Here is a 331-nt window from a genome sequence, read left to right on the forward strand (position 1 = left end):
GTCAGACGTGAACCGTTCCACAGGTCGATGTGGCCGCCGCTTGCATTCGCGGTCGCTTCGCCGTCACGTGTCCAATAGCGCGAGAACTGGATTATCCCGGTACGCCCCTTCACCTTCGATTCCCAATCGGCGCCGGTGATGTTTTCCGCTTTCGGTAGTCCCGCGAAGGGTTGATGTTGCAACCATTCTCCGAGTTCATCCGCGCGCGTCGCGGTCGGTTTGTTGTCTAGCAGGATTCGACCGATGGTCGGTGATCCGGACATGGGCTTAACCGTTTTCTGCGAAAACGACTTCATTTCCACGCCCACTCGATGCAAGGTCACGCTCAGGC

The 331-nt window shown here is 58.0% G+C and carries 1 protein-coding gene; it reads right to left on the reverse strand.

The window, feature by feature from the left end:
- On the reverse strand, nucleotides 1-331 hold a 331-nt coding region (locus SB689_RS22760), incomplete at both ends, for a T6SS effector amidase Tae4 family protein (RefSeq protein WP_410694342.1).

Origin of the sequence: Chryseobacterium sp. SIMBA_038 (assembly GCF_046535115.1) — a bacterium.
Taxonomy (GTDB): domain Bacteria; phylum Bacteroidota; class Bacteroidia; order Flavobacteriales; family Weeksellaceae; genus Chryseobacterium.